Raw genomic sequence first — 20905 nt, forward strand, 5'->3', positions numbered from 1 at the left:
TCAAGTTAATGATGATTTTCATCGTTAAAAGAAGCATGTAAAGCTGAGAAGAGGGAACGGCTGTGGGTGGAAGAGCGTTAGCACCCGCCATTAAAGATTTGTTCTCACCTCTGCATCCTTCCATTCAAGGGAACAAATCTTTAACAGCGGCTGGAGTCCACAGCCATTCCCTCCGCGACGCACCCAAGTCACGAACACGCACCTCAAAGGACACCGCAAAGCGTTTATCCTTAATGAAAAACAGTTGAGGAATAAATTCACTAACATTTGGAAAAAGTAATGGATAGCGAAGCTAGAATTAAGGATCGACGGACATACCCCTTTTTGGTATAATTATGTAGATGCGTATTAAAATATTTGATAAGTTTTATTAGAAAATCGGATATGATGGAGGCGGTTTCATACGGATGTACACGAATAATTATGTCATCGTTGCAATTTTCCTGGGATTGGGGATACTTTTGCCTATTGTCGCTCTGACAGTCGGAAGGCTGCTGAGGCCTAACAAGCCGGTAGAGGAGAAGTATACTACGTATGAGAGTGGTAACATACCTGTCGGTGAAGGACAAGTTCGCTTCAATATCCGCTATTATTTATTTGCTTTGATGTTTGTTATTTTTGACGTTGAGACTGTTTTTCTTTATCCATGGGCAGTAGCGTATAATCAGCTTGGTTTGTTTGCATTAGTGGAAATGTTTATTTTTGTAGCCTTGCTAGCCGTAGGTTTACTATATGCTTGGAAAAAGAAGGTGCTGCAATGGACTTCGATTTGAATTCAATTTCCCCGGAAGAACGGGAAGAGCTTAATCGCAATGTTTTTATGGGAACGCTTGAACAGATTAAGGCATGGGCCAGAAGTAATTCCTTGTGGCCTTTAACGTTCGGCTTGGCATGTTGTGCCATTGAGATGATGGGTACTGGAGCTTCACATTATGATTTGGACAGGTTTGGAGTCATTTTTCGCACGTCACCGCGGCAATCGGATGTGATGATTGTTTCTGGTACGGTTACGAAGAAAATGGCTCCTTTATTGCGCCGCTTGTATGACCAAATGCCTGAGCCTAAATGGGTAATCGCTATGGGATCTTGTGCTACAGCTGGCGGGCCTTATGTGAAATCGTACTCTGTTGTTAAAGGTGTGGATCAGATCGTGCCTGTTGATGTCTATATTCCTGGCTGTCCGCCAAATCCGGCGGCGCTTATTTATGGAATCAACAAGCTTCAGGAGAAAATTCGTTACGAAGCAAAGACTGGGAAGCAGGTGACTAATCGATGAGCGATGAGAAAAAGCCTGAGCATCAGCCTGCTGCCGAAAATGACAAGGAGCAAGCCAAGGAGCTCCAGGCCGAGGGGGGCGTAGCGGCTGATAAAGCTGCCACTGAGCCTGACACCTCTAAGCAGGGCTCAAGCGATGAAGCGCCTGCAGCAGCTGCTGGACGAGCGGCTCAAGAGGAAGCGATTGCACCAGCTGAGGGCGCGGGCGCCGCGCCGAAGGAGCAGGGCAATGCTCCGGCGGCGGAGCAGCAAGGAGAAGGCGGTGTGGACGCCGAAGCCGAAGCGAAGGCGAAAGCAGCGGCTGAGGCGAGGGAAGCGAGAGCAGTAGCACGTGCGGCGAGAGCTGCCGCAGCCGAGGGCGCAGGTGGACCGCCGAAGGATCAGGGCAGTGCTCCGGCAGCGGAGCAGCAAGGTGCTGGCGGCGTGGTAGCGGAAGGGACTGGCGATGCGGAAGCCGAAGCGAAGGCGAAAGCAGCGGCCGAGGCGAGAGAAGCGAGAGCGGTAGCGCGTGCGGCGAGAGCCGCAGCAGCAGCCGAGGGCGCGGGCGGAGCGCCGAAGGATCAGGGCGATGCTCCGGCGGCGGAGCAGCAAGGTGCTGGCGGCGTGGTAGCGGAAGGGACTGGCGATGCGGAAGCCGAAGCGAAGGCGAAAGCAGCGGCGGAGGCGAGAGAAGCAAGAGCAGTGGCGCGTGCGGCGAGAGCCGCAGCAGCAGCCGAGGGCGGCGGCGATCCGGAAGCGGAAGCCAAGGCGAAGGAGGAAGCGAGAGCAGCACGTGCAGCGGCGCGCGCGGCACGAGAGGCGGCAGCCGAGGGTGGTGAGGGTGCTGGTGACGCAGACCCGGAGGCCAAAGCGAAGGCAGCGGCTGAAGCGAGAGCGGCTCGGGCGAGCGCACGCGCGGGAAAAGCGGCCGAGGCGGACGCCGATGCCGGCCCGAAGGAGCCGTCGCCAAATCAGCCGATGCTGGATAGGCTGGTGCAGCTTATTAAGGAAGGCGTAGGCGAGGACGCGGTTGAGCTAGCTTTTATTAATGAAACGGATAGGCATTTGCCATGCGTGGTAATCAAGAACGGGCTGTGGCCGCAAACGGCAAAGCTGTTCAGAGATCATGAAGAATTGCAATGCAATTATTTAAGAAATTTATCCGGTGTCGATCAAGAAACGCATCTGGAAGTGGTTTATCATTTGCTGTCGCTTTCTACAAAGAAAGACTACTGCGTAAAAATAAAGACGGATCGTGAGCAAGCCTCAATCCCGTCAATAACTCCAGTTTGGCCAACAGCCAATTGGAATGAGCGGGAAGTATATGATCTTTTTGGCATAGAATTTCCGGGTCATCCCGACTTAAGAAGAATTATGATGCCCGATGATTGGGTCGGACATCCGCTTCGCAAAGATTATGAACCGCTGGACCCGGAGGTGTAGCTTTTGTTACGAACAGAAGAAATGCTGCTGAACGTTGGCCCCCAGCATCCAAGCACGCACGGGGTGTTCCGCATTATTGTCAAGATTGATGGAGAAATCATCAGAGAAGCTATACCGGTAATGGGTTACCTGCATAGAGGAACAGAGAAGCTGGCGGAGAATCTTTCGTACACTCAGATCATTCCTTATACAGATCGTATGGATTATGTCTCAGCCATGACCAATAATTATGTGCTTGTTCACGCCGTTGAAACGATGATGCAGCTGGAAATTCCGGAACGTGCAGAGTTTATGCGTCTAATCGTCATGGAACTGCAGCGCATTGCCAGTCATATGGTGTGGTGGGGAACTTATTTGTTGGACATCGGAGCTATGAGTCCTTTCTTGTATGCTTTTCGGGATAGGGAGATTATTATTGATCTCTTCAACGAGCTTTGTGGAGCCCGCCTAACCTATAACTATATGAGGGTCGGCGGAGTGAAGTGGGATGCGCCGGAAGGCTGGATCGATAAAGTCAGAAAATTCATTCCTTACATGCGCGGCAAGCTGGATGAATATAACAATTTAGTAAGTGGTAACGAAATCTTTCTTGGACGTATCAAGGGCATTGGTAAATACGACGCGGAGACGGCGATTTCATATGGGTTAAGCGGCGCGAATCTGAGATGTACCGGAGTTAATTGGGATTTACGCAAGGATCAGCCCTATAGTCTTTACAACCGTTTTGAGTTTGATGTTCCTGTTCGCCAAGGCGGAGATTGTTATGACCGTTACTTGATAAGACTGGAAGAAGTGAGTCAGTCGCTGCGCATTCTGGAGCAGGCTGTGGAGCAATTCCCTGCTGAAGGCGAAATCATGGGGAAGGTGCCCAGAGTCATCCGGCCGGCAGAAGGGGAAGTGTATTCACGTATTGAATCCCCTCGCGGCGAAATCGGCTGCTACATTATTTCACGCGGCAAGCAGGAGCCTTTCCGTATCAAGTTCCGCAGACCTTCCTTTGTAAATCTGCAGATTCTGCCTAAGCTTCTGGAGGGCCAAACGATGACTAACCTCATCACGATACTCGGGGGCATTGATATTGTTGTCGGGGAGGTTGATTGCTGATGATGACTCTCTTGGAGGAGAGCTTAAGCTGGACGAATTTCGCTATATTCCTTTTCTGGGGGATCGTCATGCTGCTCATCATTTTGGGCTTTGTGACCTATGCCATCTACTTTGAACGAAAAGTCATTGGCTGGATGCAGATGCGTATCGGACCGAACCGAACCGGACCCTTAGGGCTTTTACAAAGCGTCGCCGATGTGTTCAAGCTGTTAATTAAAGAGGATACAATTCCGCGTAAAGCAGAGCGGCAGTTGTTCATCCTGGCCCCAATCATTACCTTTATTCCGGCCTTTACGGTCATCGCCGTTATTCCTTTTACGGATAAGCTGTTTAATGCAAATCTCAACGTGGGACTTCTTTATTACGTAGCGCTATCCACCATATCGACTATTGGGATTATCCTGGGAGGCTGGGCTTCGAACAATAAATATGCACTGCTTGGAGGAATGCGTTCTGCTGCGCAAATGATCAGCTACGAGATTCCGTTGGTTATTTCCGTTATTGGTGTCATTATGCTTAGCGGCAGTTTGAATCTTCGCATAATTGTAGAGAATCAGGCAGGCGGCTTCTGGCATTGGCATTTCCTGCCGCAAATCGTAGGCTTTGTCGTGTTTCTCATTGCTGGTGTTGCGGAGCTAAACCGTACACCGTTTGACCTTCCTGAAGCTGAATCCGAGCTTGTGGCCGGGTATCATGTGGAGTACAGCGGCTTCCGGTTTGCTTTCTTCATGCTTGCTGAGTATGTGTATGTATTCGCCGTTGCATCACTAATAACGGTGCTTTTCCTGGGAGGCTGGCACGCGCCGTTTCCATTCCTGGATTTCATCCCGCAGATTATTTGGTTTCTGCTGAAATTCTCTTTTATCGTGTTCTGTATGTTCTGGCTGCGGGCAACCATGCCCCGCGTGCGTATCGACCAACTGATGGGTCTTGGCTGGAAGCTGCTTCTGCCGCTGGCTATTGCTAATATTTTCATAACAGCTTTGTATATGAAGATCATATCTTAAAAACCATGGGGTGATGAAAAGTGAAGGGCATAATTAAAGGCTTAGGCGTAACCCTCAAAAGTATGACCCAAAAAAAAGTGACCTACGCATATCCTGATGTCCCTATCAAGATGCCAGACCGCTTCCGCGGCATTCAGTATTTTGACCCCGAGAAATGCATCGTCTGCAATTTATGCGCCAAGGTCTGTCCTACGGAGTGTATTACTCTTACAGGCAAAGCCAATCCGGACCCCGAAAAAAGGGGGAAGGTCATTGATACCTATGATATTAACTTTGAAATTTGTATCTTATGCGATCTTTGTACAGAGGTCTGCCCGACCGAGGCGGTTGTGATGACAAACAACTTCGAGCTTAGCGCATACAGCCGGGATGACTTGTTCAAAAATATGCAATGGCTGAGCGAGAACACTCAGAACATTCGTAAAGAGAATAATTCCGCAATGCCTAAGGGGGGAGCTAAGAAGAATGTTTAATGGCTTTAGCGACTTTATGGCGAATGGCTCCAATTGGATGTTCCTGGTTTTTTCTCTGATGGCTATCGGCGGGGCCATATTTATGATCAGCTTTTTAAAAGTGGTTCATATGGTCGTCTCTCTGGCGCTAACGTTTATCAGCTTGGCAGGCTTGTATGTGATGCTGAATGCTGAATTCGTAGGTTTTGTCCAAATCTTGATTTATGGCGGAGCGATTTCGATTCTGATGATATTTGGAATTATGATGACGAAGCATCGCCAGGGCGAAGAGGATGAGCCGAAGCGTCCGTGGCACACCGCGCTTGTGTTTATTGGAGCGCTTGGATTGTTTGGTATTCTCTTTTATGCGATTCAGCAGTCAACCTTCACCAAAGGTGAATTCCAAGCTGCCGAGGATAATACCATGGCAATAGGAAAGCTGCTTTACAGTGAATATGTGATACCATTCGAAATCATGTCTGTACTGCTGACTGTAGCTTTTATCGGTGCCATTGTCATTGCCAAGAGAGAGGAGGAATAGCTTGTGACTGATATCACTCCTTATTTGACACTTGCAGCGATTCTCTTTTGTATAGGATTGTACGGAGCATTAACGAAAAAGAACGGTGTTATTGTGCTGCTATCGATCGAGCTGATGCTCAACGCGGTTAATTTGAACTTGATTGCTTTTTCCAAAATGGGGAATCATCCGTCTCTGACTGGACAAATTTTCTCACTCTTCAACATTACTATTGCAGCTGCGGAGGCTGCAGTTGGGGTTGCTATTCTGATTACCCTGTACCGTAATAAAGGGACGTCAGATGTTAATGAAATGAATTCTATGAAGCGCTAGGAGGCTGAGAAGGACATGGTATCGGATTTCTCGCAATACGCATGGCTCATTCCCCTGTTTCCGCTACTCGCTTTTCTAGCGCTTACAGCAATGGGACGCCAAATGAAAGAGCTTGGCATTTATATCGGTATCGTAGCTATGTTTGCTTCTTTTGTATTAGCTCTATTGATTTTTATCGAAAGAATGGGCGGAAGCGTCGAGGATTATACGTGGAATCAGCTGGAATGGCTGAAAATCGGCGATGTAACGCTGAACATGGGCTTTGAGGTTACCAATTTGAACTCACTGATGCTGGTCATTGTCACCCTGGTGAGCTTGCTTGTTAACTTATATTCCAAAGGCTATATGAAAAATGATGAGCGGATTCATGTATTTTTCGGTTATATTGCCCTGTTCTCATTCTCCATGCTTGGTCTTGTAATTTCTGAGAATATGCTGCAGCTTTATATCTTTTGGGAGCTTGTTGGGGTTTGTTCCTTCCTGCTTATCGGTTTTTGGTATCAAAAGCCAGAGGCAAGAGCAGCTGCCAAGAAAGCTTTTATCATGACCCGTATCGGGGATGTGGGCTTGTTCATCGGTATCCTCCTGCTGTTCTGGTATATGCCTGGGCACGCACTTGATTTCAGCTCTATACATAATGCTGTGATTTCCGGAGAGATCGCACCTGGCATTATTACCTGGATTGCTATCCTTATCTTTATTGGAGCTATCGGTAAATCCGGGCAATTTCCGCTGCACAGCTGGCTGCCTGACGCTATGGAAGGTCCGACTCCAATCAGTGCGCTTATTCATGCGGCGACAATGGTAGCGGCAGGGGTATATCTGCTTGCGAGAACCTACGACATCTTCTACGCTTCCCCTGATGCGCTTATGGTGGTTGCCTATGTGGGTGGCTTTACGGCGATTTTCGCCGCGACAATAGCTATTGCACAGAATGATATTAAACGGATTCTTGCTTATTCTACTGTCAGTCAACTCGGTTATATGGTGATGGCTATAGGAATTGGACTTTCCTATACTTCAGGTGTTTTCCATTTGTTCACGCATGCATTTTTCAAGGCGCTGCTGTTTCTTGGAGCGGGCAGCGTAATCCATGCTGTTCATACCCAGGATATTAATGAAATGGGCGGCCTATCCCGCAAGATGAAAATAACGACTTGGACCTTCGGGATCGGAGCGCTTGCTTTATCGGGAATCCCACCTTTTTCAGGCTTCTGGTCGAAGGATGCGATTTTAGCCGAAGCTTTTGAGCATCAGCCTTTGTTATTCTGGGTTGGTATCGTTGCGGCTTTCTTCACTGCATTCTATATGGCAAGATTGTTTTTCCTAGTATTCATGGGCCCAAGCAAATCCAAGCATGAAGCGCATGAATCCCCGTCTTCCATGACAATACCTTTAATTGTGCTTGCTGTCCTGGCTGTTGTGGCTGGTTTTGTCAACACGCCATTCAATGCCTGGCTCGGTGGCTGGTTAACAGGAGAGGTTCATGAAGAAACGGCGAATTGGCCAGTTATGATTATTTCTACGCTCGTAGGCTTGCTTGGTATCGGACTTGGTTACTTGATTTACCGCAAGCAGTCTATTCCCAGAGATATTATATCCAGCCGGATTCCCGGTCTTTACACGCTTCTGAACCGCAAATATTTCATTGATGAGCTGTACCATTGGATTATCGTCAAGCCATTGCGTGGCCTGGGTCTTATTCTGGAGTTCATTGACATCTATATCATTGATGGTCTTGTTCGTCTAGCGACATACACCGTTGTTGGTCTTGGCCGTGTCGGTTCTCGTCTACAGAACGGGCAGCTGCAAACGTATGGCTTGATTACCCTGCTTGGCCTATTGATTCTGGCGCTGGCCTTAGCAGGAAGGAGGTTCATACATGTTGGATAAGTTGCCTATCTTAAGTCTTATCGCCTTCTCTCCTTTGCTAGGGGTACTGATCCTCCTTTTCATTCGCAAGGATCAAGGAAAATTAATTAAAATAATAGGGATTGCGACAACCTTTATTCCCTTGCTGCTCGCCGCATGGCTTTACGTGGATTACCAGTATCAAGCCAGTCCGATTCAATACAAGGAACAGTTGGATTGGATCAAGGTGCCGCTAAGTCATGAGGGCATCCAACAAGTTACGACCTTGTTCTTTGAATTTAAATACACAATGGCCGTAGACGGACTTTCACTTCCGCTTGTTTTCTTGACAGCCTTGATCTCAAGTATGGCGGCTCTTGCCTCCGTATATATCAAGAAACGCTGGAAAACTTACTTTATCTTGTTTCTTTTGCTAGAGGTGGGCATGTTCGGCGTATTTATGGCGCAGGATCTGTTCCTGTTCTTCCTCTTTTTTGAAATCACGCTTGTTCCGATGTTTTTCCTTATTGGCATATGGGGATACATGGACAAAGAAAAAGCGGCAAATCGTTTTCTGATCTATAACGGGCTCGGCTCGGCTATTATGCTGATTGCCTTTCTGATCTTGGTAACCACAGCCGGATTTACTCAAATACCGTCAGAAACTTCGCTTGAAGTGTATTACAGCGGGGACATTCAACAGATTGCATATAATCTATTTCAGGATCCCAATTCCTATGTGAACCAAATGGCCGCAGAAAATCCGTTCTACTTGCAAAGCGGCATGAAATGGGCGCTGTTTATTATGCTTCTGGTGGCATTCGGCATCAAGCTGCCGATTTTCCCGTTTCATACCTGGATGCTCAAGGTTCACACGGAAGCTCCACCTTCAGTCGTTATGATCCATTCCGGTATTTTGTTGAAAATGGGAGCGTATGGGCTCATCCGGTTCGGCATTCTCTTCTTTCCGGAAGAGGCCAAGCATTGGGCTTGGGTGCTTGCCCTGCTGGGAGTTATCAATATTTTGTACGGAGCCATTCTGGCGTTCGTTCAGAAGGATTTCAAGCTGGTGTTAGCTTACTCAAGTATCAGTCATATGGGTATAGTCCTTCTCGGGCTTGCGGCATTTAATTTGGCAGGCATGCAGGGAGCTGTGTTCCAATTAATCTCCCACGGACTTATCTCTGCCCTGATGTTTTTACTTGTTGGCATCATTTATGAGCGGACTGGGAGCACCATGCTGGATAAGCTCGGCGGCTTGGCTTCGGCGGTGCCTTTTATAAGCGGAATACTGTTAGTAGCGGGTATGGCATCCTTAGGACTTCCCGGGCTTTCAGGCTTTGTCGGTGAATTTCTAGCTTTCCTGGGACTGTTTGACACATTAAAAATTTATGCAATTGTCGGAACGCTAGGGATTATCCTTACAGCCGTGTATGTGTTGAGAGGGGTTCTGAAAATAACCTACGGACCGATTCCAGAACGTTTGCAAGGCATGAAGGATGCAAGACTTATTGAAGCTATACCGATGATTACGCTGGTTGCGTTTATTCTTCTGCTGGGTGTTTACCCAAGTGTGCTAAGCCAACCTTTACAACAAACGATAGGCGGCTTTGATCAAATGATCCAAAGCATATTAGCCGGGAAGATAGGGGGTTAGATCGGTGGAACAGCTTCGACTCCATGCTGCAGACTTGATGCATCTTCTTCCTGAGATTACTTTGATCGGGACGGCGATTCTTCTTTCTCTGATTGATCTCTTTCTTCCGAAAACGGTGAGTAGATCTTTGATAGGCTGGCTGTCTCTTGTCGGCATTATTGCCACAGCAGCCCTGGTCATCGCCCAGCTCAATCCAGCAGAGCCAATTGAACTGCTGAACCATAGTTATCGGGTCGACGATTTTGGCAACCTGATCAAGCTTATTTTGCTTACGGGCACGGGACTTGTCATTTTTATGAGTTTGGGTTCCATCCGCAAGGATGAAATTCCACATATCGGCGAGTATTACTACCTGCTGCTGCCTGCAACCTTAGGTGGTATGATCGTAGCTTCTTCCGGAGACCTCATGACATTGTATGTCGGTCTGGAATTGCTAAGTATAACTTCCTACTTGCTTGTGGCCATGAATAAAATGAGTAAGAAATCCAACGAGGGTGCATTTAAATATCTCGTTATGGGCGGGATCTCCTCTGCGCTTATTTTATACGGAATGTCCTTTCTCTACGGGATTGCAGGAACTACGAATTTGGGGCAGATAGGGTCTGCGCTAGTGAGCGGGATGGATTCATTCCAGCCTCTCATCTACGTATCCTTCTTCTTACTGCTGGCAGGGTTTGGTTTTAAAATCGCCGCGGCACCATTTCACAGCTGGGCTCCTGACGTTTATCAAGGCGCCTCAACTCCAGTAACTGCGTTTCTGGCAGTTGTATCCAAGGCTGCGGGCTTCGCTATATTGTTCCGCATGTTCTATGTGCTGTTCGCCTTCTCTGATTTTGGCGCCAGCAGTCAGATTCAGCATGATGTATTCCTGACTCTGTCCGTGCTGGCAGCAGCCGCCATGGTAACAGGTAATTTTATAGCTTTGAGGCAAACCAATATGAAAAGGCTGCTTGCTTATTCGGGAATTGCCAATGCGGGTTACCTGTTGGTCCCGATCAGCACTCACTTTTCATTGATTCATTTCAGCAATTTCTCAGAGTTTACTTATTATCTTGTTGCTTATCTCTTTATGAATATCGGAGCATTTGCTGTTTTGATGATCGTGGAGCAATCCACTGGACATCAGGAAATTCGCGGGTTCTCAGGCCTTTATTATCGCGCTCCCTACACTGCAGTAGCCATGGTACTTATTGTTCTGTCTCTTGCGGGCATACCGGTTACAGGTGGCTTCTTCGGTAAGGTGTACATTATCCTCGGTACAATGGGGACGCAGAAATATTGGCTTGGCGCATTAATGATTGGAACGAGTGTCGTGTCGTTCTATTACTACTTTGGAGTAGTTCGTCAAATGTTCATGCGCAGCAGTGAGGAATCAGCGGATGTACGGGTCCCATTGCCTCTGGGCATTACTGCTTGGCTGTGCGCGATCGTAGGAGTGGCCATGGGATTCTTCCCTCAGGTCATACTTGAATATATTGAAAAAGTATTCAGCTTTTTAGGAGATCTAATGATTCATAGCAGCTAAAATGAAAGCATGAAAACCCCCTTTCCATCAGAGATGGAAAGGGGGTTTTCTGCATATATTAGAAAATCCCAAATGCTTACAGGTGATAAAGTGATGGAGTATTTATAAATTCATAAATTTGGATCATGAAAGCTAGAAAGCTGAAAGGAAGTCCAATGCTCATTGTAGTCACTATCCCTTTGCATCAGGAAAAGACGTCTGGAGGCAGTCCGTTTGAATTTTGGGAGATCGTGCACGCGGCAGATGCCGTTCTTTATCCCCAGCGCTTTTGCCCCACAGGAAATCTCCACCAACCAAGAGAAACACCCTTGTTGGCTGTCCTTTTGAGCTTGGTCTCGTGCGATTGCAGCTAAAGAGAGGGAAAGGCTGTGGGTGGAAAAGCGATAGCGTCCGCCTTTAAAGATTTGTTCCAACCTCCACATTCATTTCATTCAAGGGAACAAATCTTTAACAGCGGTTGGAGCCCACAGCCTTTTCCTCCCCTCATGCACCCACGTAATGAAACGCTTCCTCAAAGGACGCTCAAGAAGGGTTTCTTGCAGATTCATAAATGTTCCACGTGAAAAAACACATTATATCCACATTTGATTGTTGCTTTAGATGGTTCCTTAAATATAATTCTTCTATAATAAGAAAGTAGGAAGAAAATTCAGATTTTTTAATGAATGTTCATTTACTTTAACCAGCATTCAGGACCGATTAACAACATACACTAATTGGTATGCTGAGCAAGCGTTTCTTATCCTTTTAATGGATCAAGTCTAGGTCTTTCGTCCTTTTTCTACTTAAGAGGCAGGGATATGCGTGTAAAGTACAGAATTTATGTAAGACGGACTATTCTATTGACACAGAAGGACTTATGCCCATGAAGCACATAAAAAATTTGCTGCTTGCTGCTATTATACTACTACTAATGGAATTTGCAGGGGTTTCGAGCTATGCGGATGCGGCTATTCCGGCATCTACTGATCCCATGCGTGTCAAGCAAAGCTATCTGGACCTTATTCATATAGATAAAGCCTGGGCGGCGGCAGGGGATTCTAAGAAGTCGGTTGTGGTGGCAGTTGTTGATACAGGGGTGGATCTTACTCATCCTGATCTAGTCGGTAATTTCGTAGCAGGAATTAATCTTATTAATTCGGGCGCCAAGCCCTTGGATGATAACGGACATGGTACGAATGTGGCAGGGGTCATAGCCGCATCGATGAACAACGATAAAGGGATAGCGGGTATAGCACCAAATGTGAAGATCATGCCGATTAAGGCTTTGGAATCTGATGGTTCGGGTGGTGAATCGAAGCTCGGGGAAGGAATTCGCTATGCGGTCGACCATGGCGCGGATATTGTGGTGCTCTCTTTAGGTCTGAATAAGAATCCGATTGAGCTTGCTGCAACGGTTCAATATGCCGAAGATCACAATGTTCTTTTGGTAGCTGCTGTGGGCAATGAGGGAAACAGCGTTAAATACCCCGCGGCTTATCCAAGCGTGCTTGCAGTTGGAGGAGTTACTTCAGCCAAGCTTGCCGATGAACGGTCCAATTTTGGCTCAGAGATTGATTTGGTTGCGCCTTGGGATGTTTTTACAACGAAGCTGGGTGGTGGGTATGAATACAAGGATGGAACCTCCATGTCGGCTCCTCAGGTAGCAGGTGTCGCTGCGCTGCTGTTAAGTAAATATCCGCAAATGACAGCTATTCAGCTGCGGAGTCATTTGCTGCAAACGACCGAGAAGCTGAATGCTTCTGGTTGGAATCCGCAAACAGGCTATGGCTTTCTGCGGGCAGATTTAGCTTTGACAATGCCAGTTAGTGACGACCGCTTCGAACCTAATGACCGCAAGGAACAAGCTGCCAAAATCCCTGTGCAATCCCTCATTCATGCCACATTAAGCTCTGGAAAGGATCAGGACTGGTACACACTTGAGAGTCCCTATGATGGAACAGTAGACATTACAATCCGTTCAACGGACCAATCCAACATAACGCTCCGGACCAATTCCGGGATAGCTGGTAAAGAAGCAGCTTACACCCTAGGCAAAGGAAACAAGATAACCCTGTTTGTCAAAAAAGGCACAACCTCTCTTCAGCTTCAACCGGCAGATCTTCTAAGAAAAACGCCTGCCGCGTATTCCATGCTTTCTGAATTTCATATTTACCGCGATCCGTTTGAAGATAATGACAAGCAATTTAAAGCTTTTGTTTTGCCAGGAAGAACTCAAACCATCAGGGGAACTTTTCATCAAAAGGATGATCAGGACTGGTTCCAGCTGTCTTTGGAGCAATCCGGGACGATGCGGATTAAGGTTTCTGTGGATACGGCCAGAATCGATCCAGTCATTCTTTTTCAGAAAAAAGGGGAAAAATCGATTACCATCGATGAGGTAGGGGAAGGCGCAACGGAGATTACTTCGGAAATGAGCGTGCTGCCGGGTGAATACTACATTCGTATTAGCAACATAAAGGATTATACCAATGCTGTCACTGGGGAATATACGCTTTCTATTGAATTTTCTCCTAAACTTTTAGATCCCAACGAACCGAATGACAAGCCCTATCAAGCAACCTACTTAGGCTGGTTTTCCGACTATAAGGGCGTTTTTCACAATAATGAAGATGTGGATTGGTTTGAGTTCCGTATCGACAAAGAAAGTCTTGTACAGATGAGTTTTCGTGATATCCCTACGAGCCGCAGGCTTGGTGTGGCTCTGTACGACAGCAGCTTGAAAGAGCTAGCCGCCTACAAGAATAAATCAGGGCAATCTTCTATTCGTGTTGATCAAAAGCTGGCCGCGGGCACTTATTATTTAAAGCTGAAGCCTGACCGATTTTTTGTGAATCAAATGTATCATCTTCAAATAGGTGTCTATTCGCTAAAAAGTGGGTATATAGATATTAACGAGCACTGGGCTTCAGATGCCATTGTTGAACTTACAAGCAAAGGCTGGATTAGCGGATATGGTAATTTCCGGTTTGCCCCTGATCGATCCATTACGAGAGCGGAGGCGGCAACTGTGCTCGTCAAGGCTCTTAATTTGACAAAGCAGAGGGAGCTCAGCTATACCGACCTTGGTCCGAAGCACTGGTCCTACCCCTATATAGCCAAGGCTGAACAGGCGGGATTAGTGGAAGGCTACCCAGATGGTTCGTTCCAGCCTGACCGGGTTTTAACCCGAATGGAAATGGTTAGTATGCTGGCGAGAAGTATGAATATGAAGGGGACACAAAGCGGAAATTCACCTTTTATTGATGTTAAGGAGGATTACTGGGGAATCAGTGTTCTGAAACAGATGAGGTCAGAAGGATGGATTAACGGGTATAAGGATGGGTCGTTTCAACCCGAGAAACATGCGACCCGGGCGGAATTCGTTACTATGCTGCAGAAGGTGCTGAATCGTTAATGAAAAGGGGAAAAGCAGCCGATGATGGACTTGCCGGTAGCTACAGGTGCATCCTATAGCGTTATTATCAATATTGCGATTTACTTATTATGCATAGCCCTTTCTTGGTGGGCACTTCAGGAATTTCGTTTTGATGTGCTGCTTAAGAGGCCAAAAAGTGCACCGGCCATCATGCTTCAAATTTTGCTTTCTATAGCCTTAGGTCATTTAGTAGCCAGTTTTTTTATTCAGTATTTGAACTTTTCTGTAGGCTTAAATCAAATATTTTAGGGTATATTATCGAATAATGCACACATTTCTTGTCAACAATGAATCTTATACGGTTCTAAAATGGAATAATCATCCGAATGTTATTGTGACCGCTTGAAAAGCGGATATTGTTCTCATTGAGCTGTAGTGATAAACTAAGGAAATGTACGTAAACAGGTGCATTCAAAATGAGTTCGCGGAGGGAACAAGATGAGCAAAATTATCGTCCGCGGTGGCCGAAAGCTAGCTGGTAAGGTAAAGATAAACGGAGCCAAGAACGCCGTACTTCCTATTATTGCAGCCTCTATTCTAGGGTCTGAAGGAGAAAGCATCATTTATGACGCACCTCCCCTTGACGACGTGTTCGTCATTAATCAGGTTTTGGAAAGCTTGGGCATTGAGATTGAATTTAAAAATGAAGTGATACGGGTTCGGGCGCATAAGATTAATACGTGCGAAGCTTCCTATGAGCTTGTACGTAAGATGAGAGCTTCATTTTTAGTTATGGGACCGCTGCTTGCAAGGCTGGGGCAGGCCCGTATTTCGCTTCCTGGAGGCTGTGCAATCGGAACCAGGCCTATTGACCAGCATTTGAAGGGCTTTGAAGCCATGGGTGCTGAGATCGATCTGGGGCAGGGGTACATTGAGGCTAGGGTTAAGGGACGACTTAAAGGAGCTAAGATCTATTTAGACGTAGCGAGCGTAGGTGCTACGGAGAATATTATGATGGCGGCCACGCTAGCTGAAGGAACCACCATTATTGAGAACGCCGCAAAAGAACCGGAAATCGTTGATTTGGCCAATTATTTAAATGCTATGGGTGCCGTTGTGCGGGGAGCAGGCACGGGTGTTATTCGAATCGAAGGCGTAGAGAAATTATGTGGGGTTTCACATACGGTTATTCCAGATCGCGTTGAAGCGGGTACATACATGATTGCCGCAGCTATTACCGGAAGCAATTTGTATATAGAAAATGCCATCGGCGATCATCTTCGCCCTGTGATCTCTAAGCTGCAGGAAATGGGCGTATCTGTTGATGAAGACGAGAATGGCATTCGTGTTATAGCAGATCGGCCTTTAAGAGCGGTTGATGTTAAAACGCTGCCGTATCCTGGCTTTCCAACAGACATGCAATCTCAGATGATGGCGCTTTTGATGGTTGCTGACGGAACGAGCCTTGTTACGGAGACCGTATTTGAGAATCGCTTCATGCACGTAGACGAGTTTACGAATATGAACGCTCAGATTAAGGTTGATGGAAGAACTGCAGTAATCAGTGGCAACTCCAGACTGAAGGGTGCTAAGGTTTGCGCTACAGATCTACGGGCAGGCGCTGCATTGATCTTAGCGGCTCTAGTGGCAGATGGGGAGACGGAAATTACCGGAACTCACCATATTGACCGGGGCTATGTGAATATTGCAGCTGTTCTTCGCCAGCTTGGAGCGGATATTTACAGACTCACACCGCAGGAAGTGGAACAGGAGCTGCCAGAGGTTGGCTTCTTCACGGCACAGCCTACACTAGCTTAATAAGTATTTACAGAGCTGATCTCCTGACGGATATCGGCTCTTCTTTTTGTTCTATTCTACTAAACCCCCTCATAAAATGTTCATAACCTGACTTCCTAGTAGGAGATTCGGTTTGAACAAATGATGGAGGTATAAAGGATATGTACAAATGGAAGAGTGGCTCTACGCCAAGGGTTGTTTACTGGGTGGCTTTTTGGTTGTCGGCACTAATCATCGTTACTATTATAATTCCTGGAATACTAGTCAAGAAGATTCCAACCGAAACCTCCCTGATTCCGTTAGCCACACCAGAAGCAATAGCAGCCGGAGTTTTAACGACTAAGGCCGCTGTTGCCGAGAAGCAGCTTATGATACCTGTATATTTGAGTAAAAAGGAAGTTGTTGAAACAGTACCGCTCGAGGAATATGTGCGTGGCGTTCTTGCTGCAGAAATGCCAATAGCTTTTGAGCTGGAAGCTTTGAAAGCCCAGGCTATGGCGGCAAGAACCTATATGCTTAGGAGGATCACCGATCAGGATTTCAGCGAAGTACCTACTCGTGATGCTTGGGTTACTGATACGGTTGTACACCAGGCTTACATCAATGAGGACGATCTCAAAAGCAAATGGGATAACAGCACTAAGGAGGCCAATATGGCCAAGATTAACCGGGCTGTGGAAGAAACGAGGGGGCTTATCCTCACCTATGACAATAAACCGATTAATGCTACCTTTTTTTCTACGAGTAACGGTTATACAGAAAATTCAGAGGACTACTGGCCGGATAAGGTCCCTTATTTAAGAAGTGTTCCAAGCCCTTGGGATAAGAAGCTCTCCCCCCGATTTGAGGATACAGTTACTTTTAGCTACTCAACACTTCTGCAGAAGCTGGGTCTTTCTAGTATTTCCTCTAAAAAGGGTAGTACCATGGGGATTAGCATTATTGAACAGTCCGCAGGCCATAGAATTATGAAAATAAGAGTTGGTGGCAAAACCTTCACAGGCCGGGAAATCAGAGAGAAGCTGGGTCTGGCTTCCTCTCAATTTAATTGGAAGTGGAAGGGGTCCCAGCTGGAAATAACTACATACGGATATGGACATGGGGTAGGCATGAGTCAATGGGGAGCTCAAGGAATGGCTAAAGAAGGCAGGACGGCCGCTGATATTGTCAAATACTATTATACCGGAATATCCATCGTTCAGGCCTCCGAGATACTAGCTATGAAATAAAGCGGAAATTCTATAAAAATATCTCTATTGAACAAGTATAAAACATCCAAAAGTGTCAAGAATGGTTATTGAGGTGATAACCATGAATAATCAAAAACCAGAGTTACAAACAAAGGAAGATGCTCCTAAAACTGTTCAAGGAGCACAAGGCGTCACATCCCCATGGAAGAGGTTGCTCGCTAAAAAATGGGTATTTCCCGCGACCTACATCGCAGCAGCGGCAATTATCTTAACCTTCATGTGGGTCTATCAGGATGTTGGTAGAAAAGCGATTAGCGAAGAGGATCTTGGACTCAAGGTAACAGATGGTGCTGTAGCTTCTCCTGCACCGGATGCATTAGCCGTACAAGCACAGCCAGAGACTATGCAGCGGCCTTTTGAGGACCATACAGAAGTGCTAGTTTCCCTACCTTTCTATGATAGTAATGCTACGAATGAAGTGAGACAAGCTGCAATGATCGAGTATGGCGATACGCTGACTCCTCATGTAGGTGTCGATTTCAAAAAGAATGATGGAGAAGCATTTGACGTTCTTGCGGCCCTCAGCGGCAAAGTGACAGCCGTAGAACAAAATCCCGTTGTTGGCTATTTGGTAGAGATCACGCACAGTAATGGATTGGTTACCGTGTATCAGAGCTTATCAGATGTTACGGTTGCAAAAGACGCTGAAGTGAAGCAGGGCGATATTATCGCCAAGGCTGGCCGTAATGAGCTGGAAAAGGGAGAAGGCGTCCATCTTCATTTTGAAGTCCGTCAAGGCATAGATGGTGCCGCCATAAATCCTGAAACGCTGCTTGGCGAGCTATAGGCAAAGCCGGGCAATATCATAAGCAGATGGGGAAATTTGCCCACTGCTTTTTTGTTTTAAGCACCGTTTTAGGGCTTTTTCCAAAATAAATGTACGAATTCAGCTTGTCAGGCTTGGCTACGTAGAATATATAGTCCTGCCCCTCATATAATGTACCAAACTATCTTGAGTAGGGAGGCGAGGGGATTGCACGATTACATCAAAGAGCGAACCATTAAAATTGGAACCTGTATCGTCGAGACCAAGAACACGGTTCGCACCATTGCTAAGGAATTTGGCGTTTCTAAGAGCACCGTGCATAAGGACTTGACGGAGAGACTGCCGGAAATCAATCCGGACCTGGCTAATCAGGTGAAGCACATTTTGGAATATCACAAATCCATTCGACACCTGCGGGGAGGAGAGGCGACGAAGATTAAATACCGCAAAACGAAATATCCCAAGCCTGTTGAAGCCCTTGTCTCTGTGAAGTCCTAAGTATCCGCGCCTTATTCCCTATGGTTTGACTCATTTGTCGAAAAATGCGCAAAAAAAAGAGGAATTCATGCATTTATAGCGAATTTAGCTTATAATTAAACCATATATACGAGGCGCCGATTTCTATAAGGGATGGACGATTGATTTAGGGAGGATTATTCAGAAATGTTAAGCAAGGATATTGGAATAGATCTCGGCACTGCAAATGTGCTCATTCATGTTAAAGGACGCGGTGTTGTGCTCGATGAGCCTTCCGTGGTTGCTATTGAAAGCGACACGAAACGCGTGCTTGCTGTCGGAAACGAGGCCCACCGTATGGTGGGTCGTACTCCCGGTAATATCGTCGCAATTCGTCCGCTGAGAGATGGTGTCATTGCTGACTTTGAAATTACTGAGTTGATGTTGAAGCATTTCATCGCCAAGGTTGGCGGCAAGAAATGGTATTCTCATCCGAGGATCTTAATCTGCGCGCCAACCAATATCACCTCTGTCGAGCAGAAGGCTATCAGGGAAGCTGCCGAGCGCAGTGGTGCCAGGGAAGTATTTCTGGAAGAGGAGCCGAAAGCGGCTGCTATTGGTGCCGGAATGGACATTTATCAGCCTAGCGGCAACATGGTAGTGGATATTGGCGGAGGGACCACAGATGTTGCTGTGCTATCCATGGGCGACATCGTGACCTCCTCTTCGATTAAAGTTGCCGGCGATACGTTCGATACGGCCATTACTAAATATATCAAAAATAAATACAAGCTGCTTATCGGAGAGCGTACGAGTGAGGATATCAAGATCAGAATCGGTACCGTCTATCCGCACGGTCGCTACGAAGAGATGGATATTCGCGGCAGGGATATGGTTTCCGGGCTCCCGCTAACGATAACTATCCATTCCAATGAAATTCAGGAAGCGCTGTGGGATTCTGTATCTTCGATCGTAACAGCTGCCAAGAGCGTCTTGGAGCATACACCACCTGAGCTGTCAGCCGATATTATTGATAGAGGGGTTATTTTGACTGGCGGTGGCGCATTGCTGCACGGTTTGGATCAGCTTCTTGCGGACGAGCTGAAGGTGCCTGTCCTTATTGCAGAAGATCCGATGCATTGTGTTGTTAAAGGAACCGGCATCATGCTCGACCATTTGGATAAAATGAATAAGCGAAAGCTGATGTAAAGGCGATGATACGATGATAAGAGGGTTATACACTGCAGCGGCGGGCATGATTACTCAGCAGCGCAAGCATGATACAATCACAAATAATATTGCCAATATAAATTCTCCCGGCTTTAAACAAGGCAATTCATTGTCCCGGTCGTTCCCCGAGATGTTAATTTCACGTATTCGTGGCGGACAAGACAGCCCGGTTTCGACGCCAATTGGCAGAATGAATACGGGCGTGTTCGCCGAAGAAAATATCTCCATCCATACACAGGGAGATTTACAGGCAACAGATAATCCTTATGACTTCGCGTTGGTTTCCAATATTCAGGTTCCGGGAGCTACCTTTGATGCAACAGGAAAATTCGTGGATCTGGACGGCAATTGGATCTTTCAGCCGCAAGCACTCTTTACGGTAGAAAATGCAGAAGGAGAACAGCGTTACTCACTGAACGGGAAATTTTCTGTAGATGCTGCCGGAACGCTTGTGAATTCGGAAGGCAATATCGTTTTGGGTAGAGATGGACAACCCCTCATACTCGTAGATCAGGTAACGGGACTTCCTATACGTAATATCCAGGTTACAGATAAAGGCAATTTCCTAAACGCTCAAGGTGCCCCTATTCTTAATGCAGCGGGACAACCCCTGGGATTATTGATTTCAAGGGTCGAAAATCCAAACCTTCTATTGCGTGAAGGCAATGGACTTTATCGAATTAATCCTGGAGACGAGGCTTCCGTCACGGCTCTTGGCCAAGGTGATCAGGTAGAGGTTCGTCAAGGCTTCGTAGAACGTTCCAATGTAGATTCAGCCCAGTCCATGGTTGACATGATGTCTGCGCTTCGTGCTTATGAAGCTAACCAAAAAGTCATTCAATTTTACGATAAAAGCTTGGAAAAAGCAGTGAACGAAGTAGGCAGAGTGTAAAAACTGCATA

The 20905-nt window shown here is 46.7% G+C and carries 20 protein-coding genes; 19 read left to right on the forward strand and 1 reads right to left on the reverse strand.

The genetic code is table 11. From position 1 onward, the window contains the following. Window positions 1-407 precede the first annotated feature (407 nt). The 11 genes from J2Z66_RS20270 to J2Z66_RS20320 are packed head-to-tail and all read left to right on the forward strand — an operon-like array spanning window position 408 to window position 11146. Window positions 408-773, forward strand: a complete 366-nt coding sequence (locus J2Z66_RS20270; RefSeq protein WP_209973737.1) for an NADH-quinone oxidoreductase subunit A — start codon at window positions 408-410, stop codon at window positions 771-773. Beyond that, a complete protein-coding gene (locus J2Z66_RS20275) occupies window positions 758-1276 on the forward strand; it encodes a NuoB/complex I 20 kDa subunit family protein (protein WP_209973738.1) in 519 nt (172 codons plus the stop codon). The genes J2Z66_RS20270 and J2Z66_RS20275 overlap by 16 nt, the downstream gene beginning before the upstream one ends. After that, window positions 1273-2697: an NADH-quinone oxidoreductase subunit C gene (locus tag J2Z66_RS43485; RefSeq protein WP_209973740.1), complete on the forward strand. Its 1425-nt coding sequence runs from the start codon at window positions 1273-1275 to the stop codon at window positions 2695-2697. The genes J2Z66_RS20275 and J2Z66_RS43485 overlap by 4 nt, the downstream gene beginning before the upstream one ends. Window positions 2698-2700: 3 nt before the next feature. Next, complete coding sequence (locus J2Z66_RS20285) at window positions 2701-3801, forward strand: NADH-quinone oxidoreductase subunit D (RefSeq protein WP_209973741.1); 1101 nt, start codon at window positions 2701-2703, stop codon at window positions 3799-3801. Then, window positions 3801-4808 carry an NADH-quinone oxidoreductase subunit NuoH gene (gene nuoH / locus J2Z66_RS20290; RefSeq protein WP_281068867.1) on the forward strand — a complete coding sequence of 336 codons (1008 nt, stop codon included), beginning with the start codon at window positions 3801-3803 and terminating at the stop codon, window positions 4806-4808. Before J2Z66_RS20285 ends, nuoH begins: the two co-directional genes overlap by 1 nt. Window positions 4809-4828: 20 nt before the next feature. Then, a complete protein-coding gene (gene nuoI, locus J2Z66_RS20295; protein WP_209973743.1) occupies window positions 4829-5281 on the forward strand; it encodes an NADH-quinone oxidoreductase subunit NuoI in 453 nt (150 codons plus the stop codon). Then, on the forward strand, window positions 5274-5801 hold the full coding sequence (locus J2Z66_RS20300) for an NADH-quinone oxidoreductase subunit J (protein ID WP_209973745.1): 528 nt from the start codon (window positions 5274-5276) through the stop codon (window positions 5799-5801). Before nuoI ends, J2Z66_RS20300 begins: the two co-directional genes overlap by 8 nt. A gap of 3 nt (window positions 5802-5804) precedes the next feature. Beyond that, window positions 5805-6113 (forward strand): NADH-quinone oxidoreductase subunit NuoK, encoded by a 309-nt coding sequence (nuoK, locus tag J2Z66_RS20305; RefSeq protein ID WP_209973747.1) that lies wholly within the window; start codon window positions 5805-5807, stop codon window positions 6111-6113. A gap of 15 nt (window positions 6114-6128) precedes the next feature. Then, window positions 6129-8006, forward strand: a complete 1878-nt coding sequence (gene nuoL, locus J2Z66_RS20310) for an NADH-quinone oxidoreductase subunit L (RefSeq protein WP_209973749.1) — start codon at window positions 6129-6131, stop codon at window positions 8004-8006. Next, a complete protein-coding gene (locus J2Z66_RS20315) occupies window positions 7996-9621 on the forward strand; it encodes a complex I subunit 4 family protein (protein ID WP_209973750.1) in 1626 nt (541 codons plus the stop codon). Before nuoL ends, J2Z66_RS20315 begins: the two co-directional genes overlap by 11 nt. Window positions 9622-9658: 37 nt before the next feature. After that, window positions 9659-11146: an NADH-quinone oxidoreductase subunit N gene (locus J2Z66_RS20320; protein ID WP_209973927.1), complete on the forward strand. Its 1488-nt coding sequence runs from the start codon at window positions 9659-9661 to the stop codon at window positions 11144-11146. Between the two features lie 110 nt (window positions 11147-11256). On the opposite strand, the gene J2Z66_RS20325 is transcribed toward J2Z66_RS20320, so the two are convergent. Continuing rightward, on the reverse strand, window positions 11257-11559 hold the full coding sequence (locus J2Z66_RS20325; protein WP_209973752.1) for a hypothetical protein: 303 nt from the start codon (window positions 11557-11559) through the stop codon (window positions 11257-11259). A gap of 452 nt (window positions 11560-12011) precedes the next feature. Here J2Z66_RS20325 and J2Z66_RS20330 point away from each other — a divergent pair, with 452 nt between their 5' ends. The 8 genes from J2Z66_RS20330 to J2Z66_RS20365 all read left to right on the forward strand — a co-directional run bounded on the left by J2Z66_RS20330 (window position 12012) and on the right by J2Z66_RS20365 (window position 20895). Next, complete coding sequence (locus tag J2Z66_RS20330) at window positions 12012-14543, forward strand: S8 family peptidase (protein ID WP_209973754.1); 2532 nt, start codon at window positions 12012-12014, stop codon at window positions 14541-14543. Between the two features lie 21 nt (window positions 14544-14564). Beyond that, complete coding sequence (locus tag J2Z66_RS20335) at window positions 14565-14813, forward strand: DUF1146 family protein (RefSeq protein ID WP_209973756.1); 249 nt, start codon at window positions 14565-14567, stop codon at window positions 14811-14813. Between the two features lie 189 nt (window positions 14814-15002). Beyond that, entirely contained in the window at window positions 15003-16322 is a 1320-nt protein-coding gene (gene murA / locus J2Z66_RS20340) for a UDP-N-acetylglucosamine 1-carboxyvinyltransferase (protein ID WP_209973758.1), read from the forward strand. Between the two features lie 140 nt (window positions 16323-16462). After that, on the forward strand, window positions 16463-17530 hold the full coding sequence (gene spoIID, locus J2Z66_RS20345) for a stage II sporulation protein D (RefSeq protein ID WP_209973760.1): 1068 nt from the start codon (window positions 16463-16465) through the stop codon (window positions 17528-17530). An 82-nt stretch (window positions 17531-17612) separates the two neighbouring features. Further along, window positions 17613-18338, forward strand: coding sequence for a M23 family metallopeptidase (locus J2Z66_RS20350; RefSeq protein WP_209973761.1), 726 nt, complete (start codon window positions 17613-17615; stop codon window positions 18336-18338). Between the two features lie 186 nt (window positions 18339-18524). Further along, on the forward strand, window positions 18525-18815 hold the full coding sequence (gene spoIIID, locus J2Z66_RS20355) for a sporulation transcriptional regulator SpoIIID (protein WP_209973763.1): 291 nt from the start codon (window positions 18525-18527) through the stop codon (window positions 18813-18815). Between the two features lie 165 nt (window positions 18816-18980). Continuing rightward, on the forward strand, window positions 18981-19982 hold the full coding sequence (locus J2Z66_RS20360) for a rod shape-determining protein (protein ID WP_209973765.1): 1002 nt from the start codon (window positions 18981-18983) through the stop codon (window positions 19980-19982). Between the two features lie 13 nt (window positions 19983-19995). After that, on the forward strand, window positions 19996-20895 hold the full coding sequence (locus J2Z66_RS20365) for a flagellar hook-basal body protein (protein ID WP_209973767.1): 900 nt from the start codon (window positions 19996-19998) through the stop codon (window positions 20893-20895). Window positions 20896-20905 lie beyond the last annotated feature (10 nt).

This window comes from Paenibacillus eucommiae (assembly GCF_017874215.1).
In the GTDB taxonomy this organism is placed as follows: Bacteria; Bacillota; Bacilli; order Paenibacillales; family NBRC-103111; genus Paenibacillus_AI; species Paenibacillus_AI eucommiae.

Excerpts from the sequence above, each read along its gene's own strand:
- J2Z66_RS20360 (WP_209973765.1), top strand. The coding sequence starts at position 18,981 with ATGTTAAGCAAGGATATTGGAATAGATCTCGGCACTGCAAATGTGCTC.
- nuoH (WP_281068867.1), top strand. The coding sequence starts at position 3,801 with ATGATGACTCTCTTGGAGGAGAGCTTAAGCTGGACGAATTTCGCTATA.
- nuoL (WP_209973749.1), top strand. The coding sequence starts at position 6,129 with ATGGTATCGGATTTCTCGCAATACGCATGGCTCATTCCCCTGTTTCCG.
- J2Z66_RS20300 (WP_209973745.1), top strand. The coding sequence starts at position 5,274 with ATGTTTAATGGCTTTAGCGACTTTATGGCGAATGGCTCCAATTGGATG.
- J2Z66_RS20315 (WP_209973750.1), top strand. The coding sequence starts at position 7,996 with ATGTTGGATAAGTTGCCTATCTTAAGTCTTATCGCCTTCTCTCCTTTG.
- murA (WP_209973758.1), top strand. The coding sequence starts at position 15,003 with ATGAGCAAAATTATCGTCCGCGGTGGCCGAAAGCTAGCTGGTAAGGTA.
- J2Z66_RS43485 (WP_209973740.1), top strand. The coding sequence starts at position 1,273 with ATGAGCGATGAGAAAAAGCCTGAGCATCAGCCTGCTGCCGAAAATGAC.
- J2Z66_RS20350 (WP_209973761.1), top strand. The coding sequence starts at position 17,613 with ATGAATAATCAAAAACCAGAGTTACAAACAAAGGAAGATGCTCCTAAA.
- J2Z66_RS20320 (WP_209973927.1), top strand. The coding sequence starts at position 9,659 with ATGCATCTTCTTCCTGAGATTACTTTGATCGGGACGGCGATTCTTCTT.
- J2Z66_RS20365 (WP_209973767.1), top strand. The coding sequence starts at position 19,996 with ATGATAAGAGGGTTATACACTGCAGCGGCGGGCATGATTACTCAGCAG.
- J2Z66_RS20275 (WP_209973738.1), top strand. The coding sequence starts at position 758 with ATGGACTTCGATTTGAATTCAATTTCCCCGGAAGAACGGGAAGAGCTT.
- J2Z66_RS20270 (WP_209973737.1), top strand. The coding sequence starts at position 408 with ATGTACACGAATAATTATGTCATCGTTGCAATTTTCCTGGGATTGGGG.
- J2Z66_RS20335 (WP_209973756.1), top strand. The coding sequence starts at position 14,565 with ATGATGGACTTGCCGGTAGCTACAGGTGCATCCTATAGCGTTATTATC.
- J2Z66_RS20330 (WP_209973754.1), top strand. The coding sequence starts at position 12,012 with ATGAAGCACATAAAAAATTTGCTGCTTGCTGCTATTATACTACTACTA.
- spoIID (WP_209973760.1), top strand. The coding sequence starts at position 16,463 with ATGTACAAATGGAAGAGTGGCTCTACGCCAAGGGTTGTTTACTGGGTG.